Genomic DNA, 16685 nt, shown 5'->3' with positions numbered 1-16685 from the left:
GGGGCGTCCCGCCTCTGCCAGGCTGGGGCCCGTGAACGACGATGTGACGCCATCGGCCACCCCGGCCCCGTCCGAACACGCCGCACGCGCCCACGTAGAGACGACGCCCCTCGTGCCTGCGCTGGCGACCGACGGGGGACTAGGTTCGGCGCTCGTCGCGGGGCTGCTGGTGACGTTCGCGATGGCCCTGCTCATACCCCTGGGCCTCGTGGCTGCTCACGGCGATGGCGTTGACCCGTCGGTCCTCACCAGAGTGGTCACGCTCGATGTCCTGCTAACGATCGCCACGCTCACTGCGGCGGCGGTGGCGCTCGGGTCGCTGCGGCTCCTCACGGCGGCGTCTCTCGTTACCGCGGTGGGCATCGTGATGGAGGCCGGCCTGTTGGGCGTCCGTCTGGCGTCGGACAGCGAGGTCCCGAGGATCGGTCACATCGCGCTGCTCATGCTGATCGTCTGCCCGCTCGCCCTCTGGTGGATTGCGATCCGGCGAGGCATCATCGCGCGCCGGTGGTTGCTGCTCGGTTTCGTCCTCGCGGTGCCTGCGGTGACTTACCTGCCGGCGATCGTGATGGCGGTGGTGTACGTCAGGCTGGACCTGCTTGCGGCCTATCTCGGGATGGTGCTGGGCATCGTCGCTGCGGGCCTTGTCGGCTTGCCGCACCGCGGCACCCGGTGGGCGGCGGCCGGGACGTTCGCCGTGCTCGCCCTGATACTCGCCCTGCACGTGCCCCCAAGCCTGGACGGCGGCGCGACGGAGAGCGTGCAGGTCGGCATCACAGTGACCCGTGTTCTCGTCGTCTCGGGCGCCGCGGTCTTCGCCGTCATGGCGGCGCGTAGGACGTCGGAACGATGGCTCGTCCGGTCCGAGGCCCCGCGCGTCGTCCAGCGTTGACGCTGCGCGTCGTCGGCGAGCGCTCTACCAAGTTCAGTGACTTGGCGCTGGGTCTGCCCTACCTGGCATCCGGTGCTAACCCCCAGCCGATCAGCAATGCATAAGGCCCAGGTCAGAAAGTGCATCTGACCTGGGCCTTCGGAGCCGTCTGTGGGAATCGAACCCACGATCCTCATTAGAAGCTTGCACAACCGGGCTCGCGCCCGATGCTGAACTGGGGAACGAGCAGGGCGGAGGCCGTCGGTGCACAATGACTCAGGTCCTTAGGCCTTGCAGGTTGCGGATGGTCATGCCTCCGTCTGGTCGCGCCAGGCCGCCGGGTCGCGTACGCCGCGCGCTGCGGCTGCGAACCGGTTGGTCTGCTCCAGGACGTTCTCGAACATGGCCCAGTCCTTCTCGTGGGTGCCGGCGCCGACGTCAGCGGGGTCGTAGTGCTCCCACCACCTGTCTAAGCCCTGCCAGAGCAGTGCGAACGCGCGCAGTGAGTGCCGCGTCTTGCCGCGCGTATCCCGGGTCGACTTGGGCTGGTTCAACCGCTGGATGGCAGCGGCGACGACCTCGTCGACGTCGTCCTGGCTGACCGATTCCACGGCCTGGGCGGTCGGGTCGGTCGCAGCGAGCTCGACCTTGACCCGGTCGTACAGCGGGAACACGGATGCTCCCTCGCGAATTTGTTCGAGGGCCTCGGCGGCCAGGGCCCGGACCCGCTCGGGACGATCGGGGTCCTGCGCGATGTCGGACAGCGTCGCGATGCGGTCCAGGCGGGAGTACGACGCTTTCCCGGTGACGATCCGAGCTGCCTGCGCCCGAGTCCGTCCGCGCAGGTCACGCGGTGGTGCCGATTTGGCACCACCGTCGATGTCCGAATTAGCCCCCGCTTCGGATGCAGGCTCTGCGGTGGTGTCTTGGGCGGCGTTGGCGGCGCCGAAGCGGGTGCTTGACTGGCGGCGTGCGGCGTCCTCGGCGAGGAGCTGCTTGATCTCCCGGTACAGCTGAGCCGCCTCGACGTCGTTGAGGGGCTTGCGCAGTTGTACCTCGTCGCGTTCGGCCAGCACTGCTTGCAGCCGGTCGGAGATCCCACTCCGTACCCACGGGCGCGTCGTGGCCCACCCGAGGCGTTGGATCGCCATCAGGCGCCGGAACCCGCACACCAGCACCAGGTCCGGGGTCACCGTGATCGGCTGCAACAAACCGAACTGTTGGATCGACGCGGCCAGGGCGTCGATGTCGCCCAGGTCGTGCCGGTGACGCTCGCCGACGGTGATCGCGTCGACGGCTACGTCCAAGCGCAGCAGACCTTCCGCGGTGTCCCGCTTCTGTCGCCGGGTCTCAGGCATCGCACATCACCTGCAAGACAGGCCGCGACGGCCAGCAATGGCCTACCGCCAGCGGCGCCAGGTCGAGCTCGTGCGTGGTAGCCATGACTCCACCGTGACGATCCAGCGCGCGCTTTCCGCACACCTAACCTGCGCACACCACGGGTGTGCGGGACGTTCTTACTGGTCAGAAGCGCGCACCACCTCGTCTCGTAAGCCGTGGTCTCTGAGCGCTCCAGTTCGTCGCCAGGGGCCGAGTTCTCCTGTCCATTTGTGCGATGTCCGTCCATGCGGCGAGGGTGCGTCGTGACCGCATCCCTTGTGCGCTACTGACGGGATGGTGCCTTGGGTTCGATGGGAAAGGTACGAGAGTCCGTGTTCCAGCGGGCTCGGACCAGACCCGGAGCGTGAGCCATGCAGGCCCAAAGCAAACCCCCAGCAGGCGAGTTGCACGGCATGTTCGTTGCCCTCATCGAGATCCTGGACGTGCTCGGTGAAGAGCGTGTCGCGGGCCTGACGATCCTGCGTGGGTCGGTGCGGATCGAGCCGTCCCGGTTGTCCGACGGCGTGGTGATGGCACGTGAGCTGGGCTTGACCGAAGGCGTCGTGCACCGGTTGGCGACGCCCGCCGTGGCGGACTGGTCCGGGACGGTTGCCGGGCTGGAGTGCCACGTCCGCTCGCTGGCGGGAGCCGTGCGATGACCGGGCCGCGTCCGGTAGCGCTGGGCTACGTCGCCGCCCGGGACACAGCGGAAGTCGAACGCCAGAGCCGCGAGGTCACCGCCTACGTGTCAGCCGAAGGGCTGGCCTTGGTGGAGATCCTCGACGACACGCGTGACGGTCTCACGATCAGCCAGGTCGCCGACGCCGCCCGCACCCACGGCGTGGACGTCGTAGTGGTCCCGGCTGAGGCGCGGCTGGCGGAGGCGTACACCCGGTTGGCGTACGAGCTGGAACGGGACGGGATGCGGTGCGTCCTGCTGGGCGACCCGCACCCGACCACCCGGCACGGCCATGTCCTGTCGGGTCTCGGGAGCCGTTCATGAGCGGCGTCGTGCGCGGAAAACTCATTGCGCTCGATGTCGACGGGACGATCATGTCGGCTGACGGCACCATCGCACCCGCGGTCCACCGCTCGATCGGGTTGTCACGTGCGGCGGGGCACCACCAGATCGTGCTCGCGACCGGAAGATCCCTTGCGGGCGTGCTGCCTGTCGCGGAGCGTATCGGCCTGACTGATGGGTATGTCGTGTGCTCGAACGGTGCCATGACGGTCCGTCTCGACCCGCTGGCTCCGGGTGGGTACCGGTTCGTGCGCACCGACCTGTTCGACGCGACGGCCGTGATCCGTCGTGCCCTGGAATTGGAACCCCCTGCACGGGTCGCGGTCGAGGAGCCGGGTTGGGGCTGGCGCGTGAACGAGCCGTTCGCGCCGGGCCAGGTCAATGGCGAGCAGAAGGTCGCCTCCGTCGCCGACCTGTGCTCCAGCCCTGCTACCCGTGTTGCGGTGGCCGCACCCGGCGTCGCGAGGCACCTCGACCTGCTGCGGGCGACCGGTGCCACCGTCACCCGGGCTGGTGAGTCGTGGCTGGACGTGACCGGCCCGGGTGTCACGAAGGCGAGTGCACTCGAAGTCCTGCGCGAGAAGCTCGATATCTCGCCCGGGTCGACGGTGGCCGTTGGGGATTCCGAGAACGACCTCGAAGCGCTGGCCTGGGCCGGGCGTGGGATCAGCATGGGCCATGCGCCGGCCGTTGTGCAGGGTGTGGCTGACGAGGTCACCGGCACGATCGATGAGCACGGCGTCGCGACGGCACTGGACTCACTTCTGCCGCCCATCGACACGACAGGGCTATCCGACCTTGCGGCGCAACTCGCCGTCGCAGTGGAGTCGGCGCCGGGCGTGACCAAGCTGCGGGTCTGGCACGGAGCGGGCGCGGAGCTGGCCGGGGCAGAGATCCACGCAGCGGTCGCCCGCGCCTGGCGACGTCACGCCCCGATCCCCGAAGCCGTCGGGTCCACCATGCTGGCCCTCACGGACGCGGCGGATCAGGCGAGCCTTGGCTATCCGACGACCGATTTGGGACTACGAGCCCGCTGGACCCGCGGAGAGGCCAGGCCAGCCCTGTTCGAGCTGCCGATCTGGCAGCGATGAACTCAACTCCGGCCCGATCCGAACGTGAGTCTGCCCACCGCCGGGCGAACCATTGGTCGGGACCGCGACCCGAGGGTCCTGAACAGCACCACGTTCCCCGCATTTCCACAGTTCCTGCGTGCAGGGCCCGGTAGTATTCCGGGCCAGGCCACGGCCGGACGCTTCTTCGAGCTCATGCGTGACTGGGACGTGCGCAGACGTACAAGTGGGAGACCACAGCCGACGTCGGCTTGCTGCCGCTGACGGTCGGCCTCACGGCAGGCGAATGGCCCGGGAGTTGAGGAGGAATGTCGTGAGCACACCGTGGCATCCCGACCTCAAGGTCGACCTCGTGCCCGGGCAACCTGCAAGCAAGCCCATGCACGTTGTGTCGGTCTGCTGGTGGATCGGCTGCGTCACCTTCGTTCCGGTCTGTATTGGCTTCTTCGCCGGGTACGGCAAACCTGCGCCGGACTGGTGGCTGCTGACGTTCCTGGTGTTCGGGGGTTCACTGGTTGCAGGGCGGATCGCGCTGGGGGTCGCGCAGCGCCCTGTTTCCCGTGAGAGAGCAGCCGGATACACCACGATCGCCCCGAACATCGACGACGCTGACTATGTCGATGCTGTCTCGCGACGGATCGTTCGCCAGAGGACGGAACCGCATATCGACAGGCGCGAGATCCGGCGGCGCCTAGCTCTGGTCCGTGAGTCAGCCCGTCGAGACCGCCGCGTCGCGCCTGACTACTGGTAGCGAGAGAGCCGCTAGATCAGATGCGCGGACGGATGGCGGGCTGGTCCCACCGTCGGTCAGCGGGCCGGTAAATCCGGCGCCTCCGTTGCTGCCGTAAGGACGACGTCGCTGCGCAACTGTGCCGGGTGCTGGAACATGTGCAGCGTGCGGGTGTTGCGTTGGGTCGTGCGAACGAGCGTGTAGCCCTGCTGTCGGTAGAGGGCCGCAAGTCCGTCGAAGTAGCAGCCGCGGCGTACCCAGTCGAGATCGCGTTGTGCGGCGTGGTCGAGCGCCCACCAGGCGATCTGGGTGCCGATCCGGTGCTCTCGCCAGTCCGGGTGAGTTGCCGTGGTGAACAGGTACAGGGCCGGTTGTGCGGCCTCATCGGCGGTCCACTCCGGTGGAGCCTGGTCCTGCAAGGTGGTGGTGCCGATGATCTGCTGACCGGCCTGCACCACCCACATGCCTCCGCCGTCCTCGCCGGCCAGGTCGGCGACCGACTCCGCGGCGTCGCGCCACGTCTCCATTCCTCGCTGTTCGAGCCAGTCCGAACGGGCCAGGATCAGGTCCCGCACTCCTGGACGGTCGGCTGTGGTGCTGGGTCGGATCGTGAACACGGTCGGGACTCCTTGCAGGGCCAGGGGCGGTCAGCAGTAGGCGGTGGTCGCGTGGTGCAGGGTCAGGACTTCTAGGAGCTTGGCGTCGTGGTCCTCACCGTAGGTGCCGGACTGGAGGCGGTCCACGGCGGAGGTGATGCCGTCGGGGTCGACGAGCTTCTCGTCGAACAGCAGTGATCCCTCGTCGAGCATCTCCTTGAGCAAGGTGACTCCTTGGGTGGTCAGGGCGTGCTGGACGAGTTCGGCGAACGATTCGCGCGCGGTGGGGTGGGTGACGTCGTCGGACATGCCGTGCGAGGCCAGGTGCTCGCGCTGGAGCTGCTTGAGCATTCGCCAGTCGTAGGGGAGCTGTTCGCCGAGCGCGACCATGTCCGGGTCGGCGAACGGGTGGACCGGCCAGAGTCCTTCGCGCAGCAGGACGGGTGCGGTGGTCTCCAGCGACAGGAGCGTCATGGAGTTGATCTGCGCAGGTGGGGCGATGCCGTCGTCCGCGAACTCCAGCGCGGCCCGGGTTCGCGCTCCGATCCAGGGCAGGTCCGCCGCGGTGGACAGGGGCGGCAGCTTCTTGTCGGGGTACTCCTCGACGGACAGGGCGACCATCTCGTCCCCGCCGAGGCCGGTGACGACGCTGGTCGCCCCGGTCCGAGCGGTGGCACGGGCCATGAGCGTGAACGGGTGGTGCAGGGGTTCTTCGGCCGGGCTGATGGGGGCGCCCTGGGTGCGTAGGCAGGCGGCGGCCAGGGGCTGGTGTGCCATGGCGTCGATCAGGATGTCGGTCTCGGCGTAGGACATGACGGTGCGCATCTCGGTCCGTCGTCGGATCTGCGAGTCGCGGCCGGGTCCGCCGATGAGAAGTGCTGCGGTCTTCAGGCGTCCGGGCCAGCGTGCTGCGGCGCGGGCCGCGATGGTGCCGGAGTCGAAGCCTCCGGTGAGGTGGAACAGCGTCCGGTCGGGATCCAGGGGCCGCTTGTCCAGGACGACGTCGATGGTGCTGGTGAAGGCGTCGATCACCTCGGCGTCCTGGGCCAGCTCACGGGGGCGGAGGTGGAGCGCGGGTTCCGGGTAACGGATCACGAGGTGGCCGGCGAAGTGTGCGGTGGCACGTTCGGTCAGGTGCCAGATGCCGGTGAAGAACGTGTCGGTGCTGTAGCGGGGCCGGTACACGAGCAGCCGTGCGGCCTCGCGCACGTTGATCCCGCGCACGTAGTCGGTCAGGTCGGCCATGTCCCATGACCCGGCGAGGACGTGTGCGTCATGGGCCAGGTACAGCGGCGTGACCCGAGCAGCCCCGGCGGTCACCCGCACCGGTTCGCCGTCGGCCAGCTCGATCGCGACGAAGTCCAGCGGCCACTGCACGGCCAGGCTGCGGATGCGCTCGAAGACCTCCGGCGTCACCGTCTCGACGGCCGCCGACGTCGGGCTGGTTCCGGAGGCTCTCTCGCGGACCACGACCAGGGTCCGGGTCTGGTCGGTCACGGCCACCTGCTCGACGGCGGGATTGTCGACCGGAGTGATCCGGGTCGCCCCGTCCTGGCTCTGGTAGCTCGTGCCGGTCCACGTCAGGGGACCGGCCGCACGGGTATCGATACGCATCCGCAGCATGAGGTTTTGCTCCTTTCGTCAGACGGCCGTGGTGTCGTAGGTCTTCGCGCCGTCGGACGACCCGGAGACCTTCTTGTAGTCGTGCGCCTCTTCGGGGGACTGCACGAAGCGAACGGACCGAGAGCAGAACAGGGTCTCGAAGCCCAGGTCAGGCTTTCGAGGAAGCTCGAACATCTCCATCAGGCACCTCCCATATCGGTAACCGGGCAGACGCCATGCCTGCCCGCTACCGATCCAAACGCCCAGCACAGCGGCATCCCAGAGCATCGGTGCGGCATCCCTGCGGCGTTCGTGCGGCGCGACCCGACACCACCCCAGATCACTGCTGTCGCCTCGGCGCCGGTTAGCCGGACAAACGGGCCCGGCTGGGTGAGCGTGGGGCACACTGTGGACGTCAGTACCCCGTCCGACCTGGAGAACGTGATGCCCACGGAGTCTCGTGTGGAGTTCCGCTCGCTCGACGGCCTGCGCCTGGTCGGCGACGTCGTCATGCCCGACACCACACCCGAGATCGGTGTTCTTCTGGTGCACGGCCGTGGCGTGACCCGGCACGAGTCAGGGTTCTTCGACCGGATCGCCGAAGGCCTCGCGGCGGCGGGGATCGCCTCGCTGCGGTTCGACCTGCGTGGGCACGGCGAGTCCGAGGGAACCCAGGAGGACGTGACGCTCGCCGGCCTGCTCAACGACGTGAGGGCCGGGTTCGAGGTGCTGCGCGCCGAGACGGGCGTTGCGACGACGTCGCTGGTGGGTCAGTCGTTCGCCGGAGGGGTGTGTGCGTACTACGCCGCGAGGCGTCCGGCGGAGGTGCAGCATCTGGTGATGCTGTGCCCGCGGATCGACTACAAGGCACGCACGATCGACGGCCGGCCGTACTGGGTGGACGACCACCTGGACGACGAGCACGCCGACCTCCTGACCCGGGACGGGTTCCTGCAGTACTCGACCTCGTTCCGGCACGGGCGCGCGTTCCTCAACGAGGTCTTCTGGCTCCAGCCCCACACGGCTCTCGGCGATGTCGCCGCCCCGACCTTGCTGGTCCACGGGGACGCGGACACCCAGGTCCCGATCGGCCCGTCCTACGACGCGATCAAGGAACTCAACGAGCAGTCACGACTTATGGTCGTCGAGGGAGCCGGCCACGGCTTCGCCGTCGCCGGCGACAAGGCCTACCAGCAGCCGCAGACCCTGGCCTGGCAGACCGAGGTCATCGAGGCGATCACCAACTGGGTCACCCCGGGGCACTGACCGGAGCGAGGGGCCGCCGGTACCCTGGCGCGAGACACCAGACCGCGAGGGGAGGCCAGGATGACCGGCAACGCGGACGAGACCGTCGGATCGCGCATCGCGACCTACCGCAAGCTCGCGGGCTACACCCAGCGCGAGTTCGCCGACCACGCCCACCTCTCCCTGGGAGCGGTCCGCAAGGTCGAACAGGGCGAGCGCCTGCCCACCTACGGCTTCCTCAACACCGCAGCGCGCACGCTCGCCGTCAGCGTCGAGGAACTCACCGGCCAGCCCTACCGCGGACGCAAACGGTCCGACGCTCGTGTCCACGCCCCGATCGCAGCCATCCGCGCCGTCGCGCGTTCCTACGACCTCCCGCCCGCATGGCGCCCCGAACCACGGTCACTGGACGCCATTGCCCGCGACGTCGACCTGGCCACCAGCTACCGCGCCGCAGCCCGCTACACCGCACTGGGCGAGATGCTCCCCGCACTCCTGGAAGAGCTCACCGCGTGCGTGCACCACCTGGACGGCAAGGCCCGCCGCCGAGCAGCTCGCCTTCTGGCCTCTTGCTACTACATGGCCTACTGCCTGGCCTCACGCCTCGGCTACGTCGACCTGGCCTCGATCCTCGAAGAGCGGCTTCAGTGGGCGTCATCACTGGCCGACGACCCGCTCTCGATCGGCCTGTCGCAGTGGACCCGCGCCAACGGGTTCCAGGTCGCCAAGGACTACGACACCGGGCTCCGGCTCCTGGAATCGTCCTACGACCAGCTTCAAGAGGCGGTCGGTGCCGATCCGTCCGGGGCAGCAGTCACGCTGCTGGGAAGCATCCGGCTCCGGCAGGTCACGCAGGCTTCCCGTGCTCGCGACGACGATGCCACAGTCCATTACCTGGAGGAGGCACGTCGGCTGGCCGAGCGGGTTCCTGACGGCGTCGACCGCATCCACTACCACCTGACCTTCGGGCCGGTGAACACCGCCGTCCACGACATCGCCGCGCAGATCGAGCTCAAGCACCCCGATATCGCCGCCGAACGAGCCCGCGAGCTGCACCTGCCCGCCTCGATGCCGCGAACCCGTCGAGGGCACCATCTGATCGATGCCGCGCGTGCCTTCATCGCCGTTGAGGACCGCGACGCGGCTCTGGGTGCGTTGCAGCAGGCCCGCGCGGTTGCACCGCAGCAGACGCGGTACCACCCGATGGCGCGCGAAGCCGTCCGCGTCCTGGCCGGCCAGCACCGCAAGGCCGGCGAAGAGGTCCGCGCGTTGGCGGCCTGGATCGGGTCGGCCAACCCCGAGACGGCCTGACACCTGGCGTCAAGTGCTGGCGGCTATGGGTGGTACCCCGCCGTGGGGTACTTAGGGTCTTGCTTCTCCCGGATTCTGGTTCAGTCGGGAACCATCCATCGAGGGGGACGCATGGCAACCCAGGCAGTGACACTCCACAGGCGCGACATCAAGCGCTTGCTCCAGGCTGCCGGTGATACGCGAGCGATCGAGCAGCTCGCCGAATCTGACGACACTGCGGCCGTCATCGTGGTCGTGCTCGCGCACAGTCAACCGGAGAAGAACCCGACCGAGCGGGAAGCAGCTCGCCTCGCAACCCTCCGCGACGGGGTGAGCCGCGCGCCGCAGTCGCGCCGGGATGCGCTGGCCCGCCGCAGACGTGAAGTCTGCAAGACACAGGAGGGCCTGGCGATGGAGGTCGGGGTCCAACGGTCGACCGTGACCCGCTGGGAGGCCGGCGACACGACGCCGTCTCTCTGGGCTCGGCCTCGGATCGCTAACGCGCTCGGGGTGACGCTCGATCAGCTCGACGAACTTTTGGGAACCGAACCACAGGGCCAGCACCCAGCGGAGGCCGCAGCTGCCGACGACGCCCAGTTGGTGGGCGTTCTGGAACCACCCGCCGTCGCGTAGCTCCAGCACGATGGCCTCCTTCGTGACGCCACGACACAAGGGTGGCGTGGCACACAGGCATCCCGTATGCCCGGGGGACGCGCAACTCGGCGGGTGACTTCGCAACTTCTGTTTGTTTCAGGGCCCGTCGCCCCGGGTTACTCCCTGTCGGCCCGAAGACCGCCATCCCGAATGGGAGGCGGTCTTTTCGCATGCCCGGGGGAGTCTGGCCGCCCTTGGTGCGTGGGGTCTCGACGCGGGGACCCACCGCCACGTTTCCAGCAGCGGCGACAGCGGCGACGAACAGCGACAGCGACGCGCAGGCATGCGACGACGTACGCGCGACCGATGCACCGACGCGATGCACGCGGCTGCGCGACGAGGGCAGGCGCGCACCGGGACAGCGGGTCCCGCGGACCGCCACGACGAAGGCCACACACCTAATGCACAAGCCGTGAGCGGAGGCCGCCGAAGGCGACCTGGAACAGCCTGACAAGCGCCTGCGGAAGGGGGTGGGGGCCCGTGATGACGGTCCACGTGCTCAGCGCCGGCAGCGGCTACACCTACCTCACCCAGCAGGTCGCCTCAGGCGATGTGCCGCGGGGCCGCGGGATGTCGTTGACGGACTACTACATGCAGCACGGCAACCCGCCCGGCCACTGGGTCGGCACGGGGCTCGACCAGCTCGGGGTCTCGGGCCAGGTGCTGGAGAAGCAGATGAAGTCCCTGTTCGGCCAGGGCCGACACCCCGACGCCGACCGCTTGGAGGTCGAAGCCCTCGCCCGCGGCGTGTCGAAGCAAGACGCGGCTCGCGTCGGTGCGCTAGGTCGCGCGTTCCCCGAGTTCAAAGCCAAGGCCGACGACGGCTATACCGCCGCGCTGGAAGCCGCATTCGCACGGTTCGCCCGCGAGAACGACCGGCCACCGGAGGCAGGCGTCGAGCGGGACCTGATCCGCTGGAACGTCGCGCGCACGCTGGCGCAGCAGGAGCACACCGAGAAGGGCGGCTCGGGCGGCGTCTCTGAGAAGGACGTAGCGACCTGGCTGGCGAAGCGGGGTCAGCAGCCCCGCAAAGCCGTGGCCGGGTACGACCTGGTGTTCACGCCGTCCAAGAGCATCTCGGTCCTGTGGGGTCTGGGCAATGCGGCCACGCGGGAGGCGATCACGAAGGCGCACACCCAGGCCTGGCAAGACACCCTGGCATGGATCGAGTCCGAGGCCGCGCTGACCCGCGGCGGGGCGGGTGGTGTGCGGCAGATCGACACTCACGGGCTGACCGCCGTCGCGTTCGACCACCTCGACTCCCGGGCTGGCGACCCCAACCTGCACACGCACGTCGCGGTCTCCACCAAGGTGCTAGGTGTCGACGGGACCTGGCGCGCGCTGGACGGCCGGGTGCTATTGGGACTGAAGGTTGCGGCGTCCGAGCGGTACAACACCCGCATCGAGCAGCTCCTCGTCGAGGTGCTCGGGGTCGCGTTCCACACCGAGACCCGGGGGCGCGGCAAGCAAGGTGTGCGCGAGATCGTCGGTATCCCCAAGCCACTCCGGGATGCGTTCTCGAGGCGGCGTGCGGTGATCCAGGAGTCCTACGAGTCCCTGCGGGCCGAATACCGGGCGAAGTACGGGCACGAGCCGGACACGAAGACCGCCTACCGGCTGACGCAACAAGCCAATCTAGATACTCGCCAAGGCAAGGGCACCCCGGTCGGGCTGCGTCACCGGCTACCCCAGTGGGCGCAGACGGCAGCCACGGTCATGGGCGGACCAGACGCGGTAGAGCGCATGCTCGCCCGCGCGCTCCACCCTCGCCCGGACACCGGACGGGTCGTGGTCGACGAGCTGAAGGACCTCTGGCCTGCCGTCGCCCAGGACCTGGCCGGTCGGGGGATTGCCCGGTGGGCGGCCCAGGACGTTACCGGGGCGGTTGAGCGCCTCGCTGTGGCGTGGCCGCGCGCCCAGGTCTTCCGGCAACTGCGGTGGCGCACACCGGCCGGCCGGCAAGCCGTGCTGACCGACTGGGCCGCACAGGTGCGCGCTCAGGGCGACCTTGTCGACGCGTGCCTGACGAACGTGGCGGGCAAACGGGCGACCTGGACGACCTACCACCTGCAGGCAGAAGCCACCCGGCTGGCCCGCGAGCACTCTCCCCGAGGGACCGACCTGCTGGTCCTGGCAGCGAGGATCGCCGGGTATGCGGAAGCGGGCAGCCTCGTGATCACGCCCCCAGACCTGAACGAGCCACCGGACGTCATGCGCCGCAAGGACGGCGAGAGCGTCTACTTCGTGCACGGCTCCACGAAGTACACCTCCCTCGCGGTCCTGGAGGCCGAAGACCAGCTCCTGGCCGCCGCCCGCACTCCCGGTGGCCTGGTCATCGACCCGGACGCGGTGGAGGGCGCGATCGATCAGGTCCGGGTCGACCGGGGGCGGGTCCTGAACCGGGGGCAGCGGGACCTGGTGGCCCACTTCGGGGCCAGCACGGTGCTGGCGGCGGGGATCGGGCCGGCCGGGACCGGGAAGACCACCGCGATGCGCGCCTTCGCGACAGCGGTCCAGGAATCGGGCGGCAAGCTCATCGCTCTCGCGCCATCGGCGGCCGCCGCGGAAGTCCTCGGCGCGGACCTCGGTGACGGGATCACGGCGGAGACCCTGGACATGTTCCTCCTGGCTAACCGCGGCGCGGGAAGTGAACGTCTGCGCGAACGCCTCACGGTGGAGCCTGGGACGGTGGTCCTGGTCGACGAGGCCAGCCTCGCGGGCACGCTCGCTCTCGCCGACGTCCTGGCCATCACCCAGCGGGCGGGTGGGAGTGTCCGGTTGCTGGGGGACCCGGCCCAGCTCGGTGCCGTCGCGGCCGGGGGCGCGTTGCGGCTGATCGCGCAGCAGGTCGGTGCGGTCGAGCTGACGCAAATCCACCGGTTCCACACCGGAGGCGAAGCAGAAGCCTCCCTCCAGCTCCGCGACGGCGACCACCGTGGCCTGGACTTCTACATCACCAGCCGTCGCACCCAGGGTGGGTCGGCAGCGGCGATGGCGGAGGAGATGTTCGCCAACTGGCAGACCGACTCCGACCACGGTCGCAAGACCATCATGATCGCCGCGACCAACACCCTCGTCACCGAGCTGTCCGCCCGCGCCCGCCTGCACCGCGTGACCCGCGGCGAGGTCGAGGACGACGGCGTGGCCCTGCACGACGAGAACCGGGCCGGGATCGGGGACGTCATCGTGACCCGGCTGAACAACCGCCACCTGCGCGCCCAGCACGACGACGGGCACATCGACTGGGCTCGCGACTGGGTCCGCAACGGCGACCTCTGGCGCGTGACCGCCCGCGACGAGAACGGTGCGCTGCAGGCCACCCACCTGGAGACTGGGGCGACCGTGGTGCTCCCGGCCGACTACGTCGCGGCGCATGTCGAGCTCGGATACGCGGCCACGATCCACCGGGTGCAGGGCATGACCGTCGACACCTCCCACGCGATGGTCGGCGTTGGGATGACCCGCAACGAGCTCTACACCGCCATCACCCGCGGCGCGGACTCCAACCGGGTCTACGTGGAGACGGACGACGTCCTGGAATTGGACCCGCACCGTCAGCCGGACCTGGAGCGGGCGGTGCTGAACGCGCTCAAGGGTGTCCTGGACCGTGACGGCGAGGAACAGTCCGCCTCCCGGGTCATCGAGGACGAGTGGGATTACGCGCACTCCCTGGCCCGCCTCGTCCCGGAGTACGAGGACGCCTACCTCGCCTTCCTCGAACCAGACCGCACCGGTCGCCTCGCAGAGGCTATGCGGTCGGTGCTGCCCGGCCGGGTGGCGGACCGGGTCCTGGGCGATGAGGTGTGGCCGGTGCTGGCCAAGCGGCTGTCCATGCATGAGGCCGCCGGTACCGACCCCGCCACCGTGGTCCGCCGCGCGGCCAGCACGGGGTTCGGCAACGCCCGGTCGATCGCGAAGGTCCTGCACCACCGCATCGGCCTACCCCGCCCCCACGACCACGACGAGCGCGGACTTCCGGCCTGGATCACGACAGCACCCGACACCACCGACGAAATGGTCTGGGCCGCTGGCGCCCCGACGATCGGCGCGGACGAGCTTGGTGACCCGCTCGGGACGACGCCGTCGCACGGCTCAGCGCCGCAGGAAGCCGGAACCAAAAGCAGTGCGACGGGCGGTTTGTGCGTCCCGGCGGGCACGGATCGGGAGCCGGCCAGGACCGGTGCCAAGGAGCCTGTGGTCGACGCGGGGGAGCGGGACCTGGTCGTCGAGATCACCAGCCGGGCCTGGGCATGGTGGACCGGGCAGAAGTCCACCCAGTCCTGGGCGACCCGGTACATGACCAGCCGCGGCCTGATTGACGCGGAATGGGGTGCCGCTCCCGCGTTGTGGACCGGCCTGACCGACCACCTGGAGTCCCTCGGGTACACGCCCGACCAGCTCGTCACCGCAGGGGTCGCCACCCGTACCAAGAACGGGCGGGTCATCGACAAGTTCCGCAACCGGATCGTGTTCCCCTACCGCGACCAGACCGGGCAGGTCGTCGGCGTCACCGCACGCATTAACCCCGCCGAGGCAGACACCGGTGACGGGCGGGCACCGAAGTACCTGAACACTCCCGAGACCGCCGCGTACCGCAAGGGCGAGCTCGTCTACGGTCTGGACCCCGACGCGATCAGTCGCCTGGCGGCCGGTGCCCGGCCGGTGTTGGTCGAGGGCCCGACCGACCACGCCGCCCTGCATCTGGCCGCCGTCCGCCTGGCGGAGCAGACTGGGGTCGAGATCGTGCCGGTCGCGGCCGGCGGTACCGGCATCACCGAGCAGCACCTGCAAGCCCTGCGTGACGCGACCGGTAGGGACCTGTCCGACCTGATCGTCGCCCTGGACCCCGACGCCGCGGGCCGCACCGCGGCGGCCCGGGTCTGGGCCATGCTGACCCTCGAAGAAGCCACCCGCGCCCAAGCGCTTGATCTGCCGACCGACCCCGCGCAGACCGCGACCGACAATCCCGGGGCTCTCGCCGGTGCTCTGGCCGAGACGATGCCGCTGAGCTGGTTCGCGATGGAGCCCAACTTGCAGACCATCCGAGAGCTGGACCATTTCGAACGACAGATCCCGGCGCTGCGGGCCCTCGTCGACCACCTCTACGACCGGGTCGGGCTGGACCAGTGGTGGCCCCTGGTCGAACACGTCGCACGCGCCATCGGCGACACCCCCGGCTCGGCGACCCACGCCCAGCTCGACGTCCCCTCCGTACGGCGAGTCGTGACCGACCACCTCGCCAGCCGGATCCTGCCCGACGCGCACACCGGCCCGGACCACGACGGCGCCCTCTACACCGACCCCGCCGACCCGGGACACCGGGAGACCGACGCCGCGCGTGCGTGGGAGACGGACCCGCTTGTGGCCGCGTGGCTGGCCCGTCACGCCGACCTCATCGCTGCCCGCCTGAACACCCTGGTCCAGGACGCCCTCACCGACCCGCAGCTGTGGATGGAGGCCATCATCCCGCCGCCCCTGCCCGGTCCCGCACGCGAGGCCTGGATGGTGGCGATGGAGCAGGTACTGGCATACCGCGACAGGTACCAGATCACCGACCCCGTCCACCCACTCGGACCCCAGATCGGGCAGGGCGAGCGCGCCGACGCCCGCGGTATCGCCGACCGGGCTCTGGACACCATCACCGCCCGCGGCACCGGAACTCGACCCGTGGCCCGGCCGGTCCGGCCCCGCCCCAAGCCGCTGGGACGGGCGCCAGCCGTGCTGGCTGACGCGCGGGTCAGCGCCGAATGGATGCGCCGAGAGGCCGACGAACGCGCTCGCCGCGGCCGCGCCGAGCAGGAACGCGACCGGGCGACCGCCGGGAGCTGGTAAACGAGGCTCACTTTTGCGACCGAGCACCGCCGGTGGGTGGCCAGACAGCCAGTCGTCAGGAGGTACGTGGCTCTTTGTTGATGTCAGTGGGCCTTGCGGGTAGATGGCAGCCTGGTCGGGACACCGATGTGGATCATGCGTACGAGACTGGCGCGGCCCTCCGCGAAGGCTGAACAAGGACGTCTCGCCATTGCCATCCGATGGTGCCAGGCTAGGATGGAGCCCCTTCCGATCCCGAGTGCATCCGATGTGGACAGCGGTGCCCTGCGGCGCAGGCACAACGCAGCGCCGTGTCGTACTTGACTTCGGGGCAGCGGTGGACGGGTCGTGCCTTCGGTGGGGGCAGCCTCCTCACCAGCGACGCGGCGGCGATGCGCAGACGGATCCTTGGCGG

The 16685-nt window shown here is 69.5% G+C and carries 13 protein-coding genes; 9 read left to right on the top strand and 4 right to left on the bottom strand.

Annotated elements, in window-relative coordinates:
* Window positions 1-31 precede the first annotated feature (31 nt).
* Window positions 32-892, top strand: a complete 861-nt coding sequence (locus tag FHX71_RS16060; RefSeq protein WP_182618031.1) for a hypothetical protein — start codon at window positions 32-34, stop codon at window positions 890-892.
* 287 nt (window positions 893-1179) lie between these two features.
* Here the strand turns inward: FHX71_RS16060 and FHX71_RS16055 are convergent, their stop codons facing one another.
* Window positions 1180-2229 (bottom strand): ParB N-terminal domain-containing protein, encoded by a 1050-nt coding sequence (locus tag FHX71_RS16055; protein WP_182618029.1) that lies wholly within the window; start codon window positions 2227-2229, stop codon window positions 1180-1182.
* A gap of 435 nt (window positions 2230-2664) precedes the next feature.
* On the opposite strand from FHX71_RS16055, the gene FHX71_RS16050 reads away from it, so the two are divergent.
* From FHX71_RS16050 to FHX71_RS16035, 4 genes are all read left to right on the top strand, one after another.
* Window positions 2665-2910, top strand: coding sequence for a hypothetical protein (locus FHX71_RS16050; RefSeq protein ID WP_182618026.1), 246 nt, complete (start codon window positions 2665-2667; stop codon window positions 2908-2910).
* On the top strand, window positions 2907-3254 hold the full coding sequence (locus FHX71_RS16045; RefSeq protein ID WP_182618024.1) for a hypothetical protein: 348 nt from the start codon (window positions 2907-2909) through the stop codon (window positions 3252-3254). The genes FHX71_RS16050 and FHX71_RS16045 overlap by 4 nt, the downstream gene beginning before the upstream one ends.
* Window positions 3251-4363 carry an HAD family hydrolase gene (locus tag FHX71_RS16040; RefSeq protein ID WP_182618021.1) on the top strand — a complete coding sequence of 371 codons (1113 nt, stop codon included), beginning with the start codon at window positions 3251-3253 and terminating at the stop codon, window positions 4361-4363. The genes FHX71_RS16045 and FHX71_RS16040 overlap by 4 nt, the downstream gene beginning before the upstream one ends.
* A 292-nt stretch (window positions 4364-4655) precedes the next feature.
* The gene (locus FHX71_RS16035) at window positions 4656-5093 is read left to right on the top strand and encodes a hypothetical protein (protein ID WP_182618019.1); all 438 of its coding nucleotides are present in this window, start codon (window positions 4656-4658) and stop codon (window positions 5091-5093) included.
* A 56-nt stretch (window positions 5094-5149) separates the two neighbouring features.
* Here the strand turns inward: FHX71_RS16035 and FHX71_RS16030 are convergent, their stop codons facing one another.
* Genes FHX71_RS16030 through FHX71_RS16020 form a run of 3 tightly spaced genes read right to left on the bottom strand, consistent with a single transcriptional unit; the run spans window position 5150 to window position 7471 of the window.
* Complete coding sequence (locus tag FHX71_RS16030; RefSeq protein ID WP_182618018.1) at window positions 5150-5689, bottom strand: GNAT family N-acetyltransferase; 540 nt, start codon at window positions 5687-5689, stop codon at window positions 5150-5152.
* A 30-nt stretch (window positions 5690-5719) separates the two neighbouring features.
* On the bottom strand, window positions 5720-7291 hold the full coding sequence (locus FHX71_RS16025) for an asparagine synthase-related protein (RefSeq protein WP_182618016.1): 1572 nt from the start codon (window positions 7289-7291) through the stop codon (window positions 5720-5722).
* An 18-nt stretch (window positions 7292-7309) separates the two neighbouring features.
* Entirely contained in the window at window positions 7310-7471 is a 162-nt protein-coding gene (locus FHX71_RS16020) for a hypothetical protein (protein WP_182618014.1), read from the bottom strand.
* Between the two features lie 207 nt (window positions 7472-7678).
* On the opposite strand from FHX71_RS16020, the gene FHX71_RS16015 reads away from it, so the two are divergent.
* From FHX71_RS16015 to mobF, 4 genes are all read left to right on the top strand, one after another.
* Window positions 7679-8536, top strand: a complete 858-nt coding sequence (locus FHX71_RS16015) for an alpha/beta hydrolase (RefSeq protein ID WP_220489701.1) — start codon at window positions 7679-7681, stop codon at window positions 8534-8536.
* 60 nt (window positions 8537-8596) lie between these two features.
* Window positions 8597-9826 (top strand): helix-turn-helix transcriptional regulator, encoded by a 1230-nt coding sequence (locus tag FHX71_RS16010; protein ID WP_182618012.1) that lies wholly within the window; start codon window positions 8597-8599, stop codon window positions 9824-9826.
* A 111-nt stretch (window positions 9827-9937) separates the two neighbouring features.
* On the top strand, window positions 9938-10438 hold the full coding sequence (locus tag FHX71_RS16005; protein ID WP_182618010.1) for a helix-turn-helix transcriptional regulator: 501 nt from the start codon (window positions 9938-9940) through the stop codon (window positions 10436-10438).
* Window positions 10439-10942: 504 nt separating this feature from the next.
* On the top strand, window positions 10943-16291 hold the full coding sequence (mobF, locus tag FHX71_RS16000; protein WP_182618008.1) for a MobF family relaxase: 5349 nt from the start codon (window positions 10943-10945) through the stop codon (window positions 16289-16291).
* Window positions 16292-16685: the final 394 nt, after the last annotated feature.

Origin of the sequence: Promicromonospora sukumoe (assembly GCF_014137995.1) — a bacterium.
GTDB lineage: Bacteria > Actinomycetota > Actinomycetes > Actinomycetales > Cellulomonadaceae > Promicromonospora > Promicromonospora sukumoe.
Note: the sequence above shows the minus strand (reverse complement) of the source record. Positions and strands in the feature narration are given on the sequence as shown.